This window comes from Nocardia sp. NPDC047038 (assembly GCF_040644075.1).
In the GTDB taxonomy this organism is placed as follows: Bacteria; Actinomycetota; Actinomycetes; order Mycobacteriales; family Mycobacteriaceae; genus Nocardia; species Nocardia sichangensis.
The window spans coordinates 1632159-1651957 of record NZ_JBEYVQ010000001.1; the positions used below are offsets into that span (position 1 = coordinate 1632159).

The 19799-nt window shown below is 64.8% G+C and carries 19 protein-coding genes and 1 pseudogene; 11 read left to right on the top strand and 9 right to left on the bottom strand.

Annotated elements, in window-relative coordinates:
• The first annotated feature begins 2 nt into the window (after positions 1-2).
• On the top strand, positions 3-689 hold the full coding sequence (locus ABZ824_RS07830) for a hypothetical protein (RefSeq protein ID WP_356962343.1): 687 nt from the start codon (positions 3-5) through the stop codon (positions 687-689).
• A gap of 488 nt (positions 690-1177) precedes the next feature.
• Complete coding sequence (locus ABZ824_RS07835; RefSeq protein WP_356962345.1) at positions 1178-2443, top strand: ABC transporter substrate-binding protein; 1266 nt, start codon at positions 1178-1180, stop codon at positions 2441-2443.
• Between the two features lie 231 nt (positions 2444-2674).
• Here the strand turns inward: ABZ824_RS07835 and ABZ824_RS07840 are convergent, their stop codons facing one another.
• The gene (locus ABZ824_RS07840; RefSeq protein WP_356962346.1) at positions 2675-3520 is read right to left on the bottom strand and encodes an enoyl-CoA hydratase-related protein; all 846 of its coding nucleotides are present in this window, start codon (positions 3518-3520) and stop codon (positions 2675-2677) included.
• 35 nt (positions 3521-3555) lie between these two features.
• Between ABZ824_RS07840 and ABZ824_RS07845 the strand changes: the two genes are divergently transcribed.
• The 6 genes from ABZ824_RS07845 (at position 3556) to ABZ824_RS07870 (ending at position 9180) form a co-directional block, all read left to right on the top strand.
• Entirely contained in the window at positions 3556-4395 is an 840-nt protein-coding gene (locus ABZ824_RS07845; RefSeq protein WP_356962347.1) for an SDR family oxidoreductase, read from the top strand.
• On the top strand, positions 4392-5114 hold the full coding sequence (locus ABZ824_RS07850; RefSeq protein WP_356962349.1) for an enoyl-CoA hydratase-related protein: 723 nt from the start codon (positions 4392-4394) through the stop codon (positions 5112-5114). Before ABZ824_RS07845 ends, ABZ824_RS07850 begins: the two co-directional genes overlap by 4 nt.
• Positions 5111-6394, top strand: coding sequence for a cytochrome P450 (locus tag ABZ824_RS07855; protein WP_356962351.1), 1284 nt, complete (start codon positions 5111-5113; stop codon positions 6392-6394). The genes ABZ824_RS07850 and ABZ824_RS07855 overlap by 4 nt, the downstream gene beginning before the upstream one ends.
• Before the next feature lie 3 nt (positions 6395-6397).
• Positions 6398-7162 carry an enoyl-CoA hydratase/isomerase family protein gene (locus tag ABZ824_RS07860; protein ID WP_356962353.1) on the top strand — a complete coding sequence of 255 codons (765 nt, stop codon included), beginning with the start codon at positions 6398-6400 and terminating at the stop codon, positions 7160-7162.
• A gap of 37 nt (positions 7163-7199) precedes the next feature.
• A complete protein-coding gene (locus ABZ824_RS07865) occupies positions 7200-8192 on the top strand; it encodes a nitronate monooxygenase (protein ID WP_356962354.1) in 993 nt (330 codons plus the stop codon).
• Between the two features lie 64 nt (positions 8193-8256).
• Positions 8257-9180, top strand: a complete 924-nt coding sequence (locus ABZ824_RS07870) for an NmrA family NAD(P)-binding protein (RefSeq protein WP_356962355.1) — start codon at positions 8257-8259, stop codon at positions 9178-9180.
• Between the two features lie 408 nt (positions 9181-9588).
• Here ABZ824_RS07870 and ABZ824_RS07875 read toward each other — a convergent pair whose 3' ends face one another.
• From ABZ824_RS07875 to ABZ824_RS07895, 5 genes and pseudogenes are all read right to left on the bottom strand, one after another.
• The gene (locus ABZ824_RS07875) at positions 9589-10248 is read right to left on the bottom strand and encodes a TetR/AcrR family transcriptional regulator (RefSeq protein ID WP_356962357.1); all 660 of its coding nucleotides are present in this window, start codon (positions 10246-10248) and stop codon (positions 9589-9591) included.
• 569 nt (positions 10249-10817) lie between these two features.
• Positions 10818-11240, bottom strand: coding sequence for a TetR/AcrR family transcriptional regulator (locus tag ABZ824_RS07880; RefSeq protein ID WP_356962359.1), 423 nt, complete (start codon positions 11238-11240; stop codon positions 10818-10820).
• Positions 11241-11660: 420 nt separating this feature from the next.
• Complete coding sequence (locus ABZ824_RS07885) at positions 11661-11882, bottom strand: hypothetical protein (RefSeq protein WP_356962361.1); 222 nt, start codon at positions 11880-11882, stop codon at positions 11661-11663.
• A gap of 314 nt (positions 11883-12196) precedes the next feature.
• Positions 12197-12769 (bottom strand): NADPH-dependent FMN reductase, encoded by a 573-nt coding sequence (locus ABZ824_RS07890; RefSeq protein WP_356962363.1) that lies wholly within the window; start codon positions 12767-12769, stop codon positions 12197-12199.
• Positions 12770-13375: 606 nt separating this feature from the next.
• A pseudogene (locus ABZ824_RS07895) lies at positions 13376-14285 on the bottom strand (NADP-dependent oxidoreductase); the annotation flags it as partial.
• 193 nt (positions 14286-14478) lie between these two features.
• On the opposite strand from ABZ824_RS07895, the gene ABZ824_RS07900 reads away from it, so the two are divergent.
• On the top strand, positions 14479-15111 hold the full coding sequence (locus tag ABZ824_RS07900; RefSeq protein WP_356962364.1) for a DUF1326 domain-containing protein: 633 nt from the start codon (positions 14479-14481) through the stop codon (positions 15109-15111).
• 11 nt (positions 15112-15122) lie between these two features.
• A complete protein-coding gene (locus ABZ824_RS07905; protein WP_356962366.1) occupies positions 15123-15863 on the top strand; it encodes a DUF2182 domain-containing protein in 741 nt (246 codons plus the stop codon).
• Positions 15864-15874: 11 nt separating this feature from the next.
• Here the strand turns inward: ABZ824_RS07905 and ABZ824_RS07910 are convergent, their stop codons facing one another.
• A complete protein-coding gene (locus ABZ824_RS07910; RefSeq protein ID WP_356962368.1) occupies positions 15875-16204 on the bottom strand; it encodes a hypothetical protein in 330 nt (109 codons plus the stop codon).
• 295 nt (positions 16205-16499) lie between these two features.
• Here ABZ824_RS07910 and ABZ824_RS07915 point away from each other — a divergent pair, with 295 nt between their 5' ends.
• Positions 16500-17402, top strand: a complete 903-nt coding sequence (locus ABZ824_RS07915; protein ID WP_356962370.1) for an acyl-CoA thioesterase domain-containing protein — start codon at positions 16500-16502, stop codon at positions 17400-17402.
• 22 nt (positions 17403-17424) lie between these two features.
• Here the strand turns inward: ABZ824_RS07915 and ABZ824_RS07920 are convergent, their stop codons facing one another.
• Complete coding sequence (locus ABZ824_RS07920) at positions 17425-18300, bottom strand: PaaX family transcriptional regulator C-terminal domain-containing protein (protein WP_356962371.1); 876 nt, start codon at positions 18298-18300, stop codon at positions 17425-17427.
• A gap of 37 nt (positions 18301-18337) precedes the next feature.
• Positions 18338-19795, bottom strand: a complete 1458-nt coding sequence (locus ABZ824_RS07925) for a carboxylesterase family protein (RefSeq protein ID WP_356962373.1) — start codon at positions 19793-19795, stop codon at positions 18338-18340.
• Positions 19796-19799 lie beyond the last annotated feature (4 nt).

Sequence of the window (19799 nt, forward strand, 5' to 3'; positions counted from 1 at the left end):
CAATGACGGTTGCGATGGCGGGGCGCCATCCTTCCCTGGCCGGAATCGGGCAGTTCACCCGTGAAGGTGGAAAGGTCGGCTTCGAGATCGGGTGGGCGGAGGTCGAACGGGACACCGCGTGGGCGCACCGGCTTCTCGAACTCTGGGAGCTGGGCCGGGCGGACAATGTGTTGGTGAGCGCGCGCAATGCGGAGGGGCCGTGGTTCGGTCCCGTGGTTCGCGCACTCCGAATGGCCGGAGCGGTGTACAGCAATGCCGAGCCGTACGGCTGGGATGTCAAACGCAGTAAGGCGCTGATGGGATTCCTGCCTATGAAGGCGATGATCGGCGTCGAGGGTGAACATGCCGAAGGGCTACTCGCCGACGAGCGCGCCACCGAACTGTTGCGTGACGTACCGGTGATCTGGGCGCGTACCGACGCCATAGGACCTCTGCGCGCGGCCGGACTGAGTCCGGCGGAGATTGCGATGCTCGGACCCGCCCTCGCTGTCGAATGTCCGCAGCGGGCGGGATTGCATCTCGACCCCGCGGAGTGGGAGATCGCCTCGGGCTCATCGGGATTGCGTTTGTCGGTAGTGGGCGAACGGGAGTATCGGGGACGGGACCTGGCGGTGGGGTTCACCGGATCGGTCGATGAAGTGCCCTGTGCCTGCGGGCTGCCGGGCCCCCGCGTTCATATCAATCGGTAACACCCGGTGGGCGAGCTTGCTGCTCGCCCACCACGGCCGCAGTGTGTAGCGAGCGCCACAGTGGCCGCAGGAATCGTGTGGCACTATCGTCGGGCCGTCGTTCCACAGCCGAGCGAGGCACAGGGTCTGCCTCCATTCTTCGCGATGCGTCGTTGTGCGAGTTCACTTCTCGCCCTCTGGCACGTCGATCCGAGTTGGCCTTGCGAGCGCCTTCAGGTCGCGGCGGGTCCAAATCACTGAGATTCATATGAATCAACTAGCCAATTGGTCGGGTGTTGCGTGGCACTCGAGGTGGCCGCCGAGGCACTGGTGTCGGTGCACGGCGAGGTCCGCTGCGGGGGTTCGCGCAGCTGTTGCGATCGGAACCTCATCGGCTTCGCGAGGTCTATCTGGGGGTGGATGCCCATCAGGAAGGAGAAGGCCTCCCCGTCGGAGGGCGCACGACTTGATCAGGGCCGTTCCTCGGTCTGTTCATAACAAGGAGAGATATGAAGTCCAGACTTCACCACACGCGGCGCGTTGTACTCGGTGCCGCCGTGGCCGTGCTGGCGGTCGCGAGCGCTGCTTGCGGATCCGACGACGCCGCGTCGCCCGGTGCGAGCAGTGTCGACCCCGCCGTGCTCGGGCCGCAGAACCCCGCCACCGGGCCCGCCGTGACCATCGGTTACATCAGCGAAGGCAAGGGCACAGTCGTGGATACCAGTGCCGAGCTCGTCGGAGCCCAGGTCGCGGTGGACTACATCAACGAGCACCTCGGTGGTTTGCGCGGTCACCGCTTGAAACTGAAAACGTGTGAATCCAAGGCCAATCCTGCCGCCGCCACGGACTGCGCCAACCAGATGGTGGGCGCGGGCGTGGTGGCCGTCGCGGAGGGGGCACTCGTCACGGTTGATCAGACCGTCGATGTGCTCTCACCCGCAGGGGTACCTCTCATCCTGAACTACTCGACCTCGCAGAAGGCGCTGGCTTCCGCGAATGTCTTCAATATGATGAACGGCGTTTCCGCCATCTTCGGTACGCCGGCGGCGCTGGCGAAAGAAGGTGGGATCGACAAGGCCGCGATGGTCACGGTGGATCTGCCGGGTCTCACCGCGATCGCGAACCAGTTGGGCAAAGTGGCTTTCACCAACGTCGGTGCCCAGCTCGAGGTCGTCCCGATCCCGGCAGGTACCCCGGATGTGACCTCGCAGATATCGGCGGCCAACCGGAACCACCCCGGCCTGTGGTCGGTGTTGGGCAACACGAACTTCTGCGGCGGTGTGCTCCGGGCCATCAAGACAGCAGACCGCGGTTCGAAGGTCGTGGTGAACGACCGCTGCGTCGACCCGACCATCAGCTCGTCCATCCCCGGCGGATTCGAGGGTGTGCAGGTGGGCACCACGGCAAACCTGGATCCGGCTACCGATGACGTGAAGCTGTTCCACGCAGCGATCGACAAGTACAAGCCCGGGCTGCGCATCGAGCCGAATTCCGCGGGTGGTTGGCAGCCGGTGCTCGGGCTGGCACGTGCCCTGAACGCGGGCCAGGGCGAGGTGAACCGGGAGTCGGTGGCAGAAGGGCTGCGCTCGGCGCCGCCGCTGCCGTTCCCACTGACCGGTGGTATCCAGTTCCAGTGCAACGGCCGAGCTTTCCCGCTCTCGCCGAACGTGTGTGCCTCCGACATCGTCGTGGCCACGGCAGACAAGGGCGGAACGCTCGGCGGATATCGGACGCTGCATCCGGACACCGCGCTGTTCGTCCCGCCGTCGCGCTGACGGTCCGCGGTCGCGGAGACTGCAGACCATCTCCGCGACCCACTCGGATCGCCACTGTTGTGGGGTATTCGGCTGCCAGGCGAAAGTCCTTCGTCGCAAGGGAAGCGGCTCACCGACGCGATCGGTGAGCCGCCGTTGAGGGGAGTCCCGTGAGATCCGTCTGCTCGATCAGCGACCTCGACGCCCACGAGGGTACGGACAGGGTGCGGTATGTCCACGGCTATCCATGGTTCACCGGCCATGGAATTCGGGTTTGCGGTGTTCGAGAAAAGCTGTCATGGCCTCGCGTGAATCCGTGGTGTTGACCGCGAGGATCTGGCTTCGATTCTCGCGGTCGACCGCCTCGCGGAACCCGTCGGATTGATTCGCCCAGAAGACCTCCTTGGTGGTGGTCAGTCCGAACGGCGAGAACTCGGCGATTCTGCCTGCCAGCTCGATCACCCGATCGAGGAGTTGATCATCCGCGTATACCGCGGACACCATGCCTCGTCGCTCGGCTTCCTCGGCAGGCACCAGGCGATTGGTGAGCATCAGTTCCAGCGCGTTCGATGTTCCGATCAACCTCGGCAGATGCCAGCTGATCCCGCTTTCGCAGCCGCTCAAACCCATTCGGATCGCACCGTCGCGGAAGGAGGCCGAGGTGCCGGCGACGCGGATGTCCGCAGCAAGGGCCAGCCCGAGCCCGGCACCCACCGCGGGACCGTTCACGGCCGCGATTACCGGATGCCGGAGTTCGCGAATCGCGATCGCCAGGCCGCTCGTGCGTTGTTGCGCCTCGTATCGGGTCGGAATATCGATCGAACTGCGCTCACGCGCCCCAGCCACATCGGATCCTGCGCAGAAGGCGCGACCCGCGCCGGTGATGACAACGACCCGCAGGTCGCGACGTTCGTGCAGCGCCGCCAGCACGCGGAGCAACTCATCGATCAGTGGCCAGGTGAGCGCGTTGAGTTGATCAGGGCGATTCAACGTCACCAGCGCTACTCCTGGGCGGGGTATCGAGACCAAGAGCAAGGACTCGTCGACATCCATGGTGAACCTCTCCTCACCGCCCGCGCTGCGGCGGGAGCTGATCATTGCTTTTCCGGGACCATCCTATTACGGTAACGCTCGTGACCGAAAGTAATGGCAGCTCGGCACGGTCAGCGGGGGAAGCCCCCGCGCACCGCGACATATTCGACATGACCGGACGGGTCGCCCTAGTGACCGGATCGACGCGAGGAATGGGTCTGGCCGCCGCGGAGGAACTCGCCCGGCACGGCGCCGAGGTAGTGATCGTCGGGCGCGATGCCGACGAGGCGCGCGCCGCCGCCGCGACCGTCGACGCAGCGGTCGGTACCGGGCGCGCCCACGCCATCGCAGCCAACATCGGGCATCGGGACGCGGTGAAAAGCTTGGTGGCACAGGCTCAGCGCGATCTCGGCAGGATCGATGTGTTGTTGCTGCACGCGGGGATGAATATCTGGATCGGCGAGACGACCGACCTCGAAGATCGCACACTCGCCAAGTTCCTCGAGAGCAGCGTGATGTCGGCGCACTGGATCTGCCGGGACGTCTTACCCGGAATGGTCGAACAAGGCTGGGGCCGAATAATATTCACCTCATCGGTAATCGGGTCGACCTTCGGCAGCTCGGACAACGGCCCGTACGGCATCACCAAAGCCGCCCTGATACAGATGGCCCGGAATCTGGCGTGCGAGTACGGACGGCACGGGATTCGAGCCAATGCCATCGCTCCGGCGCTCTTCGACACCCGGCAAGCCGAATCCTTGATGTCCGACGAGAATCGACTTCGGCGGTACCTCGATCGCTGCCCAGCGGGCCGAGTCGGCGACGTCCGCGAGTTCGCGGGCCTGGCCCTGCTGCTGGCTTCGGATGCCGGTGGCTACATCAACGGTCAAACCATCAATGTCGATGGCGGCTACTCGGTGCTGTGGGACTCGTATCGATGAACGAACTGTCGATCACGGCTGTCCCCGGCGGTGTCGAGATCTGGACACTGAACCGCCCGCAGGCTCGTAATGCGTTGACCAGCGATATGGCTCGCCGGATCGTCGCCGAGTGCGAACGCGCCGACCGCTCGGAAGAGGTCGCGGCCATCGTGCTCACCGGTGCCGGTCCCGGTTTCTGCGCCGGACTCGACCTCACCGAGTTCAGCAAGCCGGACGCTCCGCGCGACGTGGTCGGAAAGGCGATCCGGCGCCTGCGCCAGTTCGGCAAACCCGTCGTCGGCGCCGTCAACGGCGCTGCGGTGACAGGGGGGCTGGAACTCGCGCTGGCCTGCGACATGTTGATCGCTTCCCCGGAAGCGGTCTTCCGTGACACGCATCTGAAGATCGGGGCGATGAGTGGCAGCGGGATGACCGTTCACCTGCCACGCGCCGTCGGGCGTGGCTGGGCGCGACGGATGATCCTCGCGGGTGAGCCGATGTCCGTTGAGACGGCACTGCGCGTCGGTCTGGTCACCGAGATCGTCCCGGCGGTAGAACTCCTCGATAGCGCCACGGCCCTCGCAGGCCGGATCGCGGACATGGACTCCGCGCTTTCCTCCACGACAAAACGACTCTGCGACGCGATCGAGAGCACCACCCCGGAAGAAGGGCTCCGACTGGAGGCCGCAGCACTCCGTGAGCATCGGAAGAAAGGGCGAGCATGGAACACAGGAATATGAAGACCGACAGTGACGACGGAACGCCGATCAGCGTCGAGGACTTCAATCCGCTGTCCGCGGAGATCGCCGAAGACCCTTTCGCGGCGTTCGAGCGTGCGAGGGAATCATGCCCGGTCCACCATACGACCCAATTCTCTCCCAACTTCTACAGCTTGACCCGATTCGCCGACATCACCGCGGCTTTGAGCGATGCCGAGGCCAAGACGTGGTCGGCTCGAGCCGGTAGCGGCCCGCAGTTCAATCGACCTATCGGCTTCAACGCGGACGGCTCGGACAGCAAAGAGTTCCGAAAGCTGTTCCGCAAATGGCTCTCACCCACTGCCGGAGCCGTCAATGCCGAGTTGATCGACTCCACGATCAACGATCTGATCGACGATATGACCGCAGGCGGGCGGATGCGCGGTGACTTCGCGACCGAGTTCGCCGTACTCCTACCGATCCGTGTCATCGCGCATCTCATCGGAATCCCGCCCGAAGACGCGCGCGAACTCAAGGAGATGAGCGATGAGTTCTTCGCCGCGTTCGAAATCGAGGATCCACGCAGCGCGGCTCCTGCGATCAGGAGGCTGAACGCCTATTTCGAGCCGCATCTCGAGCACCGGCGAGCGCTGCTGCGCGACGCGGGAATCACCGAACCGGAAGAATCCGATCTCGGCGACACGTTACCGGACGACCTGCTCAGCTACATGCTCGCCCTGCGACACGGCGATCGTCGGCTGACCCCGGCCGAGATCGGCTACGTGCTTTCGACTGCCCTCACCGGCGGCAATGACACCACCACCTCGATGCTCACCAACGTCATTTACCGACTACTCGAGAAGCCCGATCTATGGCAACAGGTGGTCGACAACGGAAAACTGGTCCAGACCGCGATCGAGGAAAGCCTTCGGCTGGATCCGCCGGTGCTCGGTCTTTTCCGGACCACTACCGAGGACACCATGGTGGAAGACTGCCCGATCCCAGCGAATTCCAAGGTGATGCTGCTGTTCGGATCCGGCAATCGTGACCCGCGCCAATGGGAAAGCCCCGACGAATTCTTGCTCGAACGGGCACAGAAGGATTTGCGTCGCCACCTCGCCTTCGGCCTGGGGGCACACTTCTGCCTCGGTGCGCAGCTGGCGCGGGCGGAGGGGATTCGGGCCTTGGAATTGCTGAGGACCAGGCTGCCGCACCTACGCCTGGACGGTTCGTCCGAGCGTGTGGCGCAGCACCATTTGTGGGGACGTCGTTATCTACCGGTTCGTTGGGACGATCCGCAAACCGCGGAGAGAAGGGACTGAGATATGGCTGACCATGACGAACCGGAAATCCTGGTCGAGGCTCATGGCCCGGTGCGACTGGTCACATTCAACCGGCCCGAGAGCCGCAACGCCACCAGCGTGACGATGCACCACTCTTTCCTGTCGCTGTGGCCGCAGTTGGCCGCCGATCCCGACGCCCGCTGTGTCGTGGTGACGGGCGCGGGCAAGGCATTCAGCGCCGGAGGTGACTACGAGATGATGCGGTTGTCGCTCGAACCAGAAGGGCGCTGGCGCAACGTCGATGAAGCGCGTCGTCTGCTCGTCGAACTGGTGCACTTCCCGCTACCGATCGTCGCCGCGGTCAACGGGCCCGCTGTCGGCTTGGGCGCCAGCTTTCTGGCGTTCAGTGATTTCGTGGTGATGGCCGATTCCGCATTCATCGCCGATCCGCACATCTCGGTCGGACTTGTCTGCGGTGACGGCGGTGTCGCCTGGCCATTGCATGTCGGTCTGCTCCGGGCAAAAGAGATGCTGCTGCTCGGCGGGCGAATCAGTGCGGATGAAGCCAAGGCGATGGGCTTGGCCAACCGGATCGTCCCGCGCACTGACGTCGTCGACGAAGCCATGGCCATCGCGCAGCGGCTCGCCGCTCAGCCCGCGGGGGCACTGCAGGACACCAAACGCGCGCTCAACATGTACCTCGAGTCGAGCCTCGCGGGACCGGTCGGGCATTCCCTGATGACCGAGCGATACAGCATGGCTTCCCACGAGCACCACGAATTCGTCAATCGACAGGTGGCCCCATGACGAGCAACGGCTCGTACCGACGCGAACGGGCTCGCCCTTGATCACCACCAGGCTCACCGACTTGCTCGGAATCCGGCACCCGATCGTTCAAGGCGGAATGCAGTGGGTCGCGACGGCGCCGCTCGTCGCCGCGGTCGCCAACGCCGGCGCGCTCGGGTTCCTGTCCGCGCTCACCCAGCCCGACCCGACGGAACTGGGCAAAGAAATCGAACGGTGCCGTGCCCTGACCTCCGAACCGTTCGGAGTGAATCTCACCATCCTGCCGTCGATTTCCCCACCCCCGTACGCCGAATACCGTCAGGTGATCATCGATTCCGGGATCAGTGTCGTGGAGACCGCGGGCTCGAATCCGGGCGAGCACGTCGAGGCATTCAAAGCAGCGGGTATCACAGTCGTGCACAAGTGCACGAGCGTTCGCCATGCGTTGTCCGCGCAACGTCTCGGTGTCGACGCTGTCAGTATCGACGGCTTCGAGTGCGCCGGTCACGCGGGCGAGGACGACACCCCGGGGTTGGTGTTGATCCCGGCCGCGGTGGATCGACTGGAGATTCCGGTCATCGCCTCGGGAGGTTTCGCCGACGGCCGAGGCCTCGTCGCTGCGTTGGCACTGGGTGCCGAGGGAATCAACATGGGTACCAGGTTCATGTGCACCGTCGAAGCCCAGATCCACGACAACGTCAAACAGCGCATCCGCGACGCCGATATCCGCGACACCGACCTCATCTTCCGCGAGCTTCGGAACACATCCCGTGTCGCGAGCAACGAAATCAGCAGGCAGGTAGTCGATCTGCTGCGAACCGGTGCGACCTTCCAGGATGTGCGCGACCTCGTCGCCGGAGCTCGGGGCAGGAAGGTCTACGAGACCGGAGACCTGGACTACGGGATTTGGACAGTCGGAATGGCCCAGGGCCTGGTTCACGACATCTCCACCGTGGACGAGGTCGTCACCGGAATCGTCCAAGAGGCCGAGACATTGATCAATTCCCGTCTCGTCGCGGCCACATCGAGTATCGAACCGGCTGCTCGATGACCGCGGCGGTACGCCGTTTCGGAGTGTCCACCACAGCCGGTCACCACGTCGATCAGGAGGAATGATGGAAGAGTCCGGAGCCGTACTCGTCACGGGTGCCACCGGGGCTCAGGGTGGAGCCGTTGTCGAAGCGTTGCTCGGCGCGGGTCGACCGGTGCATGCGCTTGTCCGCAACTCCGAGTCCGAGGCCGCACTCGCGCTGGCGCGGCGAGGTGTCCGACTCCACCGAGGAAGTTTCGATGACAAGGACGCGCTGCGCGCCGCGGTTTCCGGCGTCGAGGCAGTGTTCTCCATGCAGATGCCGCCGCATCCCAAGGACCCCGACCGGGAGGTGCGCGCCGCTGAGCACTTGGTATCCGCGGCGGTCGAAGCGGGGGTACGGACCCTCGTGCACACCTCGGTGGCCCGCGCCGACGAGCACGAGCAGTTCGTCGGATGGGACGAGCAGCGGTGGTGGCCGCTGTACTGGACCAGCAAGGCAGCGGCCAACGAACTGGTTCGCTCGAGTTCCATTCCGCACTGGGTCATCCTCAAACCCGCGTTCATGATGGACAACTTCATGCCGCCCAAGGTCGCCACGATGTTTCCCAGGCTCGCGGAAGGACAGATCACCACGGCGATGGATTCAGAAACTCGCTTGGACCTGATCGCGGCTTCCGACATCGGCAAGATCGCTGCGGCGGCATTCGCCGACCCCGCGCGCTTCGATCGTTGCGAGATACCTCTGGCGGGCGAAGCGCTGACCATGTCGCAAGTCGCCTCGGTGCTGTCCGAGATCACGGGAGCCGCCGTAGAAGCGGTGCATTTGAGTCCAGCCGACGCGAAAGCCGCAGGCACCCCGGGTGGAGTCATCCAGAACCAGCAATGGCTGACGGTCGAAGGTTACCGTGTCGACCCTTCCATCTCCACACGCTGGGGCTTCGAACTGCAGAAATTCGCAGACTGGGCGGCGGAACACCAGTCACAATTCGTGGTGGGCAAACGCTGATGCCGGTCTGCTCGTCATCCGCCGCCGGACATTGATCGAAAAGACTGATCCACCCGGCACCGAGGCCGATTTCTCAGGCGGTCCCGCTGCGCCGGCGGCTGCGGGACTTCTGCGCTGGCTGTGACGCGCCAATACTCGTGCCGCACTCTTACCAGCACGCGATCCGCGGGCTTTCTGCAGGCTGCCGCTAGAGTGTTCCGCGCATCAAACCTCCTGCTCGGGTTCAGGATTCGGCGATGGCAAGGACTAGACGCCAGAGATCGGGTCTGGATTCGGTGGTGACCGATGCTTGGTCGGGAGTGGTGCCCGGGCAGCGAACTCGACGCAGGCGAGCATTGGGGCGAGGCACGCGTCTTGGCCCAGGTTTGCGCCGAAGGGCGGTACGCCGCCGCACGGATCTGGTTCTGTTCAGTCGGTGGTATGTAAGGGAATTTGAGCGAGTCCACCCCAACAGAGGTTGATGACAGCCGCGGCGGCGTCGGCTTTGGGTTGGCTTCGTCCCCTGGTGAGCCAGTAGCGGGCCGCGAATTGGCTGGCTCCGACCAAGGATGCGGCGAATAGCCGGGCCCGATGGAAATCGAGTTCGGTATCGTGGGCTATAACGTCGGCGATCGCGTCGACGCAGGTGTCGACGGCCCGCGCGACTCGCCACTGCACCGATGGCTCCGCACTGCCATCGGCATCGAATACCAGTCGGTAGCCCTGGGTTTCGTCATCGACGAAGTCGAAATACGCGTACACTGCGGCGCTGACTCGGTTTCGGTTGCCGGTCGCGCGCAAAGCCTGTTGCACACTGTTCACCAGCGTATCGATGTAGTTCTGCAGCACGGCCAGGTACAGCTCGAGTTTTCCCGAGAACTGGTTATAGAGAACCGGTTTGCTATATCCGGCGCATTGGGCGATCTCGTCCATGGTGGCCGCGTGATAACCGCGTGTTACGAAGATCGTGGTGGCAGCGGTGAGCGCTTGATGACGGGTTTGCCGCCGATGAAGGTCGCGGAGCGCGCGCCGATCGGCCGGTGAAGTGCTCGGCGTCGATTCGGTGTAGTTGACGGTCGCAGAGGTCACTTTGCCCTACCTGGAGATTGTAGTATAACTATTTAACTCAATCTACCTAATGGGTGCCCAGGTGCGTCAAGAAGGCCTACAGTTCGAAACTGTCGGGAAGCGCTCTCTGTGCCGGTTCCGGCTGGTTGTGTCGCTCTGTCGTTGGCTGCGCGCTGGCGCCCGCAGTGCGGACCGCAACCAGTTCGCGGTAGGCCTCGGCATCATCGAGGACAGCCCGCGTACGCCGCCCCGCTGGATGCGGACCATCGTCGTCGCGCAGAGATCGGCGGTGAACGCGGCGTCGACACAGCGAAATCCACGGCTCCACGCTCTCGTCGATCAGTTCCTGTACGCGGTGGGCGGCGATGCGGGTGTTTCTTTTACTCGGGGAACGATCCTGTCGCAGTTCGCTGCCATGGAGTGCGGGCGGCTGGCTATGTCGCCGTTGGAACCGAGCGGGCATGAGCGGGGTACTCCGCTGTCGCTCCACCATGTGGCCGGGTTGATGTGCGAGTCGGTCGCCCAAGTCGATCGTGCGGCGATACCCGGGCGTTGTGCCACTGCGGAGACGGGGCCCGTCCGACGGCGACTCACTCTAAGGAATCGCTGATGCCGGCGGCGTCGAGTAGTGCGGTGGCGGTCACGACAGCGAGGCCGTTCAGCCGTTGCGCCTGTACGACAGAACGGGCGCTGGCTCCGTCGAAGACGAGGGTGAGCTGCTGGGCGAGGTGTGCGGGGTCGTGTGCGCCGCCGCGTTCGGCTTCTTGCTCGAAAAACGCGGTGAGTTTGTCCTTTTGCCGGCGAGCGACAACGCTGGCCGGATGCTCGGGTGACTTGACTTCGACCGCGGCCGCGACGAAAGGGCAGCCGTGATAGTCGTGTTTCTGTTCGAGGGCTTCCAGCTGTTCGAAGACATGCAGAATCCGGGCGCGGGGCGGACGGTCGTCATGGTCGGCCGGTAACAGCGATGCTTGGTAATCGGGTGCTGTCCGCTCCAGCAGGCTGGCGGCCATCAGTTCTTCTTTGCTGTCGAACAGCTGATACGTCGGCTGATCAGCTGCGGAGCCGGATGTCGCGGTCTCCGCGGCAGCGCCGATCTGCCGGACCCGATTGTCGCGCAGAATCATCACAGCTATGGCTTCACAGGAGGTGACGTGCCATGACGGCAGGGAAGTGCCATGCGAGCGAAGGTGATGTGCACGTGCGGATATGGCTGGCCGGAGAGGTCTTCGACTTCGCGGCGACGGCGTCGGCGGCTCGCGGCCTGTTCGATGACAGGAGGCGGAAAGACTGGTGTGCGATGGAGTTGATCCACACGACCGTCGAAGACCTCCGACTGTTGCCGCGTCTACCCTGTGAACGACTGTTCGCCCGGGTTTGAGCCTTGAAGCGGGGTGGCGATCTCGAATCGGTTCGACTATCGACCGACCCCGTCAGGATCGAGTAACGGCAGAAGCGAAGTCCGATTCGCCAAGCACCACGCCGCGTTCCTCCCATACCGACACGCGGAACTCCGCTGTCGTGTCAGGGACCGAGTTCCGGGCCCATGCGATGTCGCCGATATGGAAGCGACGCTCGGGTGACCAGATGCGCTGCGCCAGCGATTTCAGGCAACGAAGGGCTGCGAGATCGCCGCAAACTCGTCGAGTTGCCATGGGCTCTCCCTTCCGTTCGTACCGACGGTTGTCCGGTGAGATGAGCGCCGCGGAGGCCGCGTGACGGCGCGGGGTAAGTACGGCATCGGTAGGTAAGTGGAAGCAAGTGGTCCTGGAGGCCAAGATTCAGGCGTTGGATGAAGTTCCCAGCGGCCCGGCCGGGGCGCAGGGCCCGCCAGAGCAGCGGCGGTTGCGCATGGGGACGAACAAATAAAGCTGGCGCTGGCCGACCCCTTCTTCACCATGGATGTTGTCAGCGTACCGGCGCTGGCGTCGCACGAACACCCCTCGCTCACCGACTGGCGGGAGGTCGGTCAGCCGAGTCGGGGGACCACGCTGTGGATGCGGGCGATAAAGGTGGCGAAATCCGCCATGAACCGGGTGAGGAACTGCTTCGTCGAGTCGTCGAGGACATCGCCGTCAGGGGTGAAGACGTCCGGGTGGAACTGGATGTAGGCCTCCGGGGAGTTCATCTGCGGGGAATTGCAGTAGCCCAGGACGCTGCGCAGACTCGCCTGGGCGATCGCGGTGCCGAGCTTGCCCGGCGAGGCGCCGATGACTGCGGAGGGCTTGAGTGTGAACGAGTTGTCGCCCCACGGGCGGCTGGCCCAGTCGATGGCGTTCTTCAGTGCGCCCGGGATCGAGCGGTTGTATTCCGGCGTCACGAACAGTACGGCGTCGACGGCGGTGATGGCCGCTTTGAGTGCGCGACCCTCCGGTGGGTAGTCGACGTCGTAGTCGTGGTTGTACAGCGGCAGATCCTTGATCGGAATCTCGGTGAATGTCAGCTGTGGGGGTGCCAGCCGGATCAGGGCCTTGGACAGGATCCGGTTGATGGATTCCGTGGACAGACTGCCGATGATGTAGCCGACCGTGTAGGTACTCACGCGTTGCCTCCTGACCAGAGGTGCCGTGCGGAGCGCCGGGCGTCGTCGACGCGCGGCGGTTTCGCCGAGAGTGCACAGCCAACGTAACACTTCACAACGCTCGCGCCGCCCGAGTAGCGGACGCCGCCGGTCGGCAGCAGTCGCGGTAGTGGATCGACCACCTGTGGCTGAACCATTTGGCGAGTAGGCGCGGTCCAGCCTGACGGACACGACGACGAGTGTCCCATTCACAGGCGGCGCTGCCTGGGCATGCGCGTGCGAAACCCCTACCGGAGGATTTGGGAGGACTTCCGAGTGCGAGGTCGCTCAGCCGAAGTCTGGTTGGCGCGCCGACCACCGAGGCAGGTTCTCGACATCGGGGACCAGAGCGCGGGTGCGGTCGAAGTCGGCCCGATCGCCCGTCACCTCGTCTCCGGCGATCTCGACCGGCGCCGTGCCCGGCTCCGGTCGCGTAAGTAGGGCGGCGGCCGCTTTGCCGATGTCTCGCACCGAAAACATCTGCAGCGGAACATCTCCCGGCATCGGCAGCCGGACGATCAGCTCGGCGCCATCGCGGGCGATCATCCCGGGCAGGTTCTCCATGAAGCCGCTCATGGACGCAGCAAACTTTCCGTGGGTATGGCGCAGTTCGAGCTCCCGGTACGCGTCCCGCACATCGTCGAGGGCGAAGACTCCGGCGATCGGCACTTCCAGCTCACCCCGTGCGACGAGGTCGGCCAGCTCCGCGACCACCGCTGCGGTCGCGGCATCCGCGCCGCCTGCGGACAAGACCCCGAACCGTTCCACCGCAGCGAAATCGGTGGTGGTGTCGACCCTGTCGCGCGGTACTTCGAGGTCCTCGACCGCCATGGCGACATATCCACCACCGAAGAAATCCAGCAGGGCGTCGATATGTCCGGATGGTGCTGCGGCGCGCAGCCGGGCTGTCAGGTCGTCGCCATAGTTGACCGGGACCGCGCCATGGTCGGCGAGCCAGGCGTCGTTGGACGGCCCTGCGATGCCGAGGACCGTGGCTCCGGCGCGTCGGGGCGAGTTGAACCGCGATCGAACCGCCACCGCCGGCCGCACCCGCGATCGCTACCGTTTCCCCCGGTACGGGGCGCACCGCCAGCACCGCGGCGTAGGCGGTGGCGCCCGCGACAAACAGTGAGCCGGCCACCTCCCAGGAAACCTCCGACGGCTTGGCGGTCAACTGGTTTGTCGGCACTGTCCCGTATTCGGCGTGGCTGGACCGGCGGTTGGAGAACCCGATCCCCTCGTCGCCGACAGCGAAGGCGCTGACGCCGGAGCCGAGTTCAGTCACCACCCCTGCCAGGTCGCTGCCCTGACCGGACGGAAAAGTCGCAGGGAACATCTCCCGCACGGCACCCGTGCGGATCGCGGCCTCACTGATATTGATGCCGGCTGCTCTGACCTCGACCAGAACCTCACCGACGCCCGGAACAGAGCGGGGGACGTCGCGCACCTCGAGGACGTCGATACCGCCGTACGAATCGAACTGCACTGTTCTGGCCATCGGCGCACGGTAGTAGATTTATGTGACATATCTATCAGTCGAGGATATGACCCTCCCGGGCAGCGCACGGTGGCTGGGCTCGAGGCCACTGATGCCGCGCATCCGACATCGCCGGCGTCACCGCAATCGCCACCACCCGAGCCGCAGAATTCGACGTCGTCGGCACCTAAGTGCGAGGAACGGGGAGAATCCGGTGGCTGACCGATGGATGATTCGCGGCACGGAGTTCGCGAATTGCACCTGCGACTGGGGTTGTCCGTGCCAGTTCGGTGCGAAGTCGACCCATGGGTACTGCGCGGAGATGATGTGCGGGCACATCGAGGAGGGGTACTTCAACCACACGAAGCTCGACGGCCTGGACTGGGCGGTACTGCTGTCCTGGCCGGGCGAGGTAGCCGACGGCAACGGCACCGAGCAGGTCATCATCGACGAACGGGCCGAACCGGCGCAGCGCGAAGGACTGGGCAAGATCCTGCTGGGCGAGTCGACGGCACCCGGAACGACACATTTCTACGCGTACAACAGCACGGTCTCGACCGTGCTGGAGACGCTGTACGCGCCCATCGAACTGTCGATCGACATCGAGCAGCGACAGGCCGGCCTCACCATCGACGGGCTCGTCGAGGCCCGCGGGACGCCGATCGTCCTTCCCTACACCGGGGAGCCGGCCAGGATCCGCATCAACATGCCGGAGGGGGGCCGCTACACCTATGCCGAGATGGGCAACGGCAACACCACGGCCCGGGCGGGAATCGAACTCGATTTCAAGGACAGCTACGGCCAGTTCAACATCCTGCACATGAACCAGGACGGAGTCATCCGCTGACCACACACTGGGTGCGGCGCCACCGAGACGATCTGGCTGTGCTGGCCGGTCTGGGCGGCATCACAGTCGCGGCCTGGGTCTACATGGTGGTAGCGGCGCGCCGAATGTCGATGCGGGACGCCATGTTCGGGGTACGACCGTGGACCGCGACCGAGTTCGGCCTGACACTGGCGACGTGGGCCGTGATGATGGTCGCGATGATGGTTCCGACCGCGGCGCCGATGACCCTGTTGTACGCCGCGGTCGCCCGGAAGGCCGCCGCCGAGCGCAATCCGGTGGCCCGGACGTTCGTCTTCGTCACCGGCTACATCGCGATGTGGACGATCTTCAGCCTCGTGGCCACCATCGCTCAGCATGCTCTTGATCAGGCCGCGTTGCTCTCCCCGATGCTGGTGTCCAGAAGCGCCCTGTTCGGAGCCGCGCTGCTGATCGCGGCTGGCCTCTACCAGCTCACTCCGTTGAAGAATGCCTGTCTGAGGAACTGCAGGGCCCCAGCGCACTTCCTGTCCCGCTACTGGCGCACCGGCAACTTCGGCGCCTTCCGCATGGGACTGAGGCTCGGCGCCTACTGTGTGGGCTGCTGCTGGATCCTGATGGGATTGCTGTTCGTCGGCGGCGTGATGAACCTCCTGTGGACCGCGGTGATCGCAATATTCGTCCTGCTGGAGAAGACGATCCCATTCGGTGACGTGAGTGGAAGGTTCGCAGGCGCCGCGATGATCCTGGTCGGCGCGTTGAGTCTGGCCTTGTGAGCTCGGGGCACTCACCGTGTCGCTTGGGTAACGCAAGCCCGTTGGCGCGGCCTAGTCCAATTGCCAAAACATTGGCGACAGCTGCCATGCTGGATGCGCCGCTCGGGTATCCGGCCGGGCGCGACAACGAGGAAGGCGTTGGCCATGGCGATGGCCCGCTCCTCCCAGTTCCCGATGACCTTCTTCGCAGCGGGATCCCGGACCACCCATTCGAGCAGATTCGGGCGCACCTCGGCGTCGGGTGCGAGGGCAACAAGGCCGGGGAAGCGAGCCAGCAGTGGTTGGTCGGCGGCGTACAGGTCGAAGGCGTCGTCGTGGTAGCAGGCGGATCGAGGTTCCAAGCCGAGGGGCATCTCGTCGTCTGCAATTGATCATCCTGTTGGCACGCAGTACGCGTCGTCTCGGTCAATCCTCGGTGAAGTAGCTGATCAGTCGGCATGTAGTCACTGCCACGACGCTCTAGCTAGTATGTCTATACAATGACGGCCATGAAATTTACGCTATACGATGGGGATGCGGTCGGTGTCTCCGTTCCTGCGGAGATGCGATACGCCGGGCCCGGTATCGGGTCGCGGCGTGGACAGCTGTCGATGCAGCACCGTCGTCGAGTGATGGTGCGGAGAAGGGAACCCGCTGATGGCTGAGATCGAGACGTCGTCGCGGCTGTTCACCGAAGCTGTTGGGTTGCAGTCGACCGAAGCGCGGTTCTTCGATGTCGCGTTTGTGGGGCGGACGCAGCCTTGTCCGTGGCCGAAGGCGTACGGCGGGGACCTGGTGGCGCAAGCAGCGGTGGCCGCGATCCGGTCGGTGTCCGACGGAAAGACGCTGCATTCGATGCACAGCTACTTCCTGCGTCCAGCCGAGATCGGCGCCGAGATCCGCTACGAGGTGGAGCTGTTGCGCGACGGTCGAGGCTACAGCAGTCGGCAGGTGCGCGGGTATCAGAACGAGAAGGTCGTCTATGTGTGCCTGGCGGGGTTCGCCGCGGGCGAGCAGGGAGCGACTGTATCCCTGGACCACCGGCTCGAGATCACAGTGCCGGAGGAACTGCCGAGTTCTGCGCAGTATCTGGAGGATCGCTTCGGCGGGACGATGACATCGCGATCCAAGGAGTACTGGTCGTTCGGCCGGAGCTTCGACATGCGTCATGTGCCGGGGCCGGTCTATCTGTCGGTCGACGGGGGTCGCTCACCGCACCAGGCGGTATGGGTCAAGCCGTTCGACGCGCTGCGAGCGGTGGCCGGTCTGTCGGATTCCGAGCGTGACGCGGTGGCCTTGGCGTACGTCTGCGATTACACCATCCTCGAGCCGGTGCTGCGCGCTCTCGGTTTCGCATGGGCCGACCCCGCCCTGAGCACCGCCAGTCTCGATCACGCGATGTGGTTGCATCGTGCAGCGAGGGTGGATGACTGGTTGCTCTACGCGCAGGAGGCCCTGGCTGCCGAGTCCGGGCGTGGGACGGCGCTGGGGCGGTTCTACACCCGGGACGGCCACCATGTCGCGACGGTGGTCCAGGAGGGATTGATCCGGCAGCGGTGAACGCCTGCGGCCGGGGTGCGCTTCAGAGACCTCCGGCCACGAGCGTGAATCGGCGTTCGGCGGCTTCCTCGAGGGCGTCGTAGACGGTGTCGAACAACGACACCGCGCGGGCGCGTAGCTGGTAGACCTGCGGTGCCAGGGCTTCGGGTAGTTCCGGATCAATGGTGGGAAACGAACGGAACCGGTGCACCATCTGGGTGCGTGCGACGAACGCGCCGGTGTCGTCGAGGACAGCCCGCTGCGCCGGATCGGCAAGGTTGCCGAAGTCTCGCAGGAACAGTTCGTAGTGCTCGGCGACGCGCGGCAGATTCCAGGCGGTCGCGATCATGCTCGTCGGGTCGATGCGTCGGGACAGGCGCCCGACGAACATGGCGACGTATCGTTCGATCTCCCATGCCTGGATCGTGCGCAGCACCTCGGGTTCGCGGTCGCCGACGGCGATCCAGGTGGCGTCCTGGATCGGGCCGAACCCGTAGAATCGCAGTCGAGTCGCCAGACGGCTGCGTTCCTGGCGCGAAGATTCGGGCAGGGAATTCCAGACGATCGTCCAGGCGTCGGCGCGTTGCTGCGTCTTGCCGAAGGTGAAGAATCGACGGTCGCCTTCGGCCAGATATTCTTGGCCTTCGGCCGACACGAAATAGTAGATCTGGCGTCCTTCGCGATGCCTGTCGATCATTCCCCGTGCGACCAGCCGGTTGAGGGCGGTGCGCGCCGCTTCGACGGAGAATCCGAAATCGCCCATCAGCGTGACGAGCCCGCCGGACCATGCCTTTTGGCCGGGTTTTCGTACATGCGCACCGAAGATGGACAGAGCCAGATCTTGGGGTGCGTTCATGCCTGGAATCCTAATCGTCGGCAAATGATGAACGGTGGGTGTGTCCGGAGCAAGTCTCGACACGGCTCGCCCCGGACACCTGCCGAACAGTTGTCTCGGGCTAGGACTGTGCGGGTGTGGGGAATTCGATGACGTATTCCCCGGTGTCGGTGTGGGTCTGCTCGGTATTGCTCACGCCGGGATCGCCGGTGGTGACGAATCGGGCGACGGCTCGGCTGAATTCGTCGGCGGTCCGTCGAGCGTCTCGCGGGGGCAAGTCCGCGAGCATCGGTGCGTCTTTCCAGGTGTCGAGGTTGTCGAACAGGAACGGCAGATCGATGCAATGGCAGGGGCCGATCGCCTCGTTGCCGAAACCGAATTCGTAGACGTGTGTGGCTCCCGTCGCGAACGGTCGACGGCGAGTGGCGATGTCTCGTGTCGGCGTCCGGAACACCGCGTCCGTGGCGGCGGCCGCCAGAATTCGATGAGGTTCGGCGTCGAGGTCGCGTTCGCGGAAGAGCGTGTAGGTGTCCGCGGCTTCGGGGTCGCGCAGGACCACGGTGAGGATATGGGCGCACTGCGCGTCGGTGAGTTGCGCGAGGTCGAACACGCCGTGCAGGAACGCGCTGGTTTCTCGGCTGGTGTATCCCATGAGTACATCGACGGTGTCGTCCACTCCGGACAGGGTGGTGTCGAAGGCGTTCTCCCACGGTGTTTCCGGGGTGAGGATCACTCCGAGCGTCGGAGCGCCGGACAGTCCTGCGACCGCGTGCTGTTGCGCCAACCGGGTACCGGTCTCGAGCAGTTGGTCGACCGGCGTCTCGCGCAGCTGCTCGGCCGGGCCGGGCACTCCTGAGAGTTCGAGGAACTCGGTGGCCATGTCGGTGGCTTGTGCGACCGTCTGGTGGGGCACCTTCCAGGGAACGCTCTGGAGGAACAGGCGCTTGACGAGGGGTTTGGTGCCGGGATGGGCGCCGAGCTGGATGGCGGCGTGGGCGCCTGCCGACTGGCCTGCGACCGTGATCATGTCGGGGTCTCCACCGAAGGCGGCGATGTTCTGGTGTACCCATCGCAGGGCCAGGGACTGGTCGCGGAGCCCGTAGTTTCCCTGCGCGTCGTCCACGCCGTGGCCTGCGAGGTAGAGGTATCCCAGGGGGCCGAGGCGGTAGTTGGCGGTGACGACGACGATTCGGCCCTCGGTGGCCAGTCGTTGTCCGTTGTACCAGTCCCATCCGGCGCTCCCGGTGGTCCAGGCGCCGCCGTGCAGCCACAACAGCACCGGCAACCGGCCGTCGGTGTCGGGGGTCCAGACGTTGAGGGTGAGGCTGCCGGATTCGGAGTAGGTAGCGTTCGGGCGGCCCATGATCGGTTCGAGCCGGGAGGGGGGTTGGGGAACGGCTGGTCCCGGGCTCGTCGCGAGGAGGGGAGTGCTCCAGCCGGGGTGGGGCGTCGGCGGGGCGAAGCGCAATGCTCCGACGGGATCGCTCGCGTAGGGGATTCCCAGGAAGCTGCTCGCGCCGTCGGCCTCGTGGCCGAGGACATCGCCGGAGGCGGTGGTGACGGTTGTCCGGAAGCTCATCGTG

Excerpts from the sequence above, each read along its gene's own strand:
- ABZ824_RS07830 (WP_356962343.1), top strand. The coding sequence starts at position 3 with ATGACGGTTGCGATGGCGGGGCGCCATCCTTCCCTGGCCGGAATCGGG.
- ABZ824_RS07835 (WP_356962345.1), top strand. The coding sequence starts at position 1,178 with ATGAAGTCCAGACTTCACCACACGCGGCGCGTTGTACTCGGTGCCGCC.
- ABZ824_RS07840 (WP_356962346.1), bottom strand. The coding sequence starts at position 3,520 with ATGATCAGCTCCCGCCGCAGCGCGGGCGGTGAGGAGAGGTTCACCATG.
- ABZ824_RS07850 (WP_356962349.1), top strand. The coding sequence starts at position 4,392 with ATGAACGAACTGTCGATCACGGCTGTCCCCGGCGGTGTCGAGATCTGG.
- ABZ824_RS07855 (WP_356962351.1), top strand. The coding sequence starts at position 5,111 with ATGAAGACCGACAGTGACGACGGAACGCCGATCAGCGTCGAGGACTTC.
- ABZ824_RS07860 (WP_356962353.1), top strand. The coding sequence starts at position 6,398 with ATGGCTGACCATGACGAACCGGAAATCCTGGTCGAGGCTCATGGCCCG.
- ABZ824_RS07870 (WP_356962355.1), top strand. The coding sequence starts at position 8,257 with ATGGAAGAGTCCGGAGCCGTACTCGTCACGGGTGCCACCGGGGCTCAG.
- ABZ824_RS07880 (WP_356962359.1), bottom strand. The coding sequence starts at position 11,240 with ATGGCCGCCAGCCTGCTGGAGCGGACAGCACCCGATTACCAAGCATCG.
- ABZ824_RS07885 (WP_356962361.1), bottom strand. The coding sequence starts at position 11,882 with ATGGCAACTCGACGAGTTTGCGGCGATCTCGCAGCCCTTCGTTGCCTG.
- ABZ824_RS07915 (WP_356962370.1), top strand. The coding sequence starts at position 16,500 with ATGGCTGAGATCGAGACGTCGTCGCGGCTGTTCACCGAAGCTGTTGGG.
- ABZ824_RS07925 (WP_356962373.1), bottom strand. The coding sequence starts at position 19,795 with ATGAGCTTCCGGACAACCGTCACCACCGCCTCCGGCGATGTCCTCGGC.